This is a genomic window from Mesorhizobium sp. IMUNJ 23232, from assembly GCF_044326205.1.
Taxonomy (GTDB): domain Bacteria; phylum Pseudomonadota; class Alphaproteobacteria; order Rhizobiales; family Rhizobiaceae; genus Kumtagia.
Genome location: NZ_JBIRCY010000158.1, coordinates 1 through 1,197, shown reverse-complemented (window position 1 = coordinate 1,197; position 1,197 = coordinate 1). Strand labels below are relative to the sequence as shown.

Annotated in this window: 1 pseudogene; it reads right to left on the bottom strand. The window is 71.0% G+C overall.

The window, feature by feature from the left end:
• A pseudogene (locus ACH196_RS38075) lies at positions 1-1,036 on the bottom strand (hypothetical protein); the annotation flags it as partial.
• Positions 1,037-1,197 lie beyond the last annotated feature (161 nt).

Here is a 1,197-nt window from a genome sequence, read left to right as displayed (position 1 = left end):
GCGTCCCGCCGGCGCCGCCATTGCCGAACGGCACGTCGGCGGTCACGCCGCCTTGCAGGATTTTCGGGATCTCGGTCGCCAGCGCGCTGACGACGACATTGGCGCTGGCGTTGACGCCGTTGCCGCCAGGGCCGCCTGGGCCGCCGTTTCCGCCCCGGCCGCCGATGGCGCCGGTGCCGCCGCCATTGCCGGTGCAGCCGCAACTCACCCCGTTGCCGCCGTTGCCGCCCTGACCGCCCGGCTGGCCCGGTCCGCCGGGCTGACCGGTGCCGCCGGTGCCCGAGCGCGAGGCGACAAGGATCTGCTGGCCCTGCGGCGTGGTGACGGTGCCGGTGATGGTGATGGTCGCCATCTGGCTGGGGGTGCCATCATGGCCGCGCCCGCCCGCCGCGCCGGTCGCGCCCGTCGCGCCGGCGGTGCCGTTGCCACCGCCATTGCCGGCAATGCCGGCCGACGAGCACTGGCCCGATGCGCCATCTTGCGCCCGTCCAGGCGCTCCCTGGCCGCCCGGCGGCGGGATGTCCGCGCCAGCCTTGCCCAGGATGTTGAAATCGCCCACCGCGCCGCCGCTTCCGATGCGCGTCAGTGTGCTGCAGGTGAATTGCAGGGGCGTCGCCGAGCAGATGAAATAGCCGCCCGGGTTCATGGTGACGTCGGTGAAGATCGCCACGCGGGTGCTGCCGTCGCTGGTCGAAAGGTCATAGGGCGCATTGATCGTCAGCGGCCCCGCGGGATCGGCGGTGACGCAGATCTTGAGCGGGAAGGCCGGCGCGATCGCCGCGCGGTCGTCATCGCTCAGGGTGCCGTTGCCGAGCACATATTCCTGCACGTGCTGGATCAGCGGGTCGCCGTCTGCCGAGATATCGCCGAACAGCGACGAGAAATGAGCGGCCCGGCCTTCCTCGCTCTGGCCGAGGTCGAGGACATGCCGCAACTGGTCGACGTCCTTGACGGTGACGACGTGCTCCTGCACGCCGGGCGTGGCGTAGCGGCCGGCCAGTCCAAAACGTTGCAGCCGTTCTTCATTGCTCAGCATGGCTCATTCCTCCTCTGGTTTGGATTTCGAAGGGCATCGCAGTTGTATCGGCAGCCGGACGGTCGTTGAGAAACATCGGCGGCGCCGGCCGGTCGCGGCCGGGTGCCCCATCCGGCCCGGCGCGGCCCGGAATTCCCGGGGTTGCCCCGGCACCGCTGGCG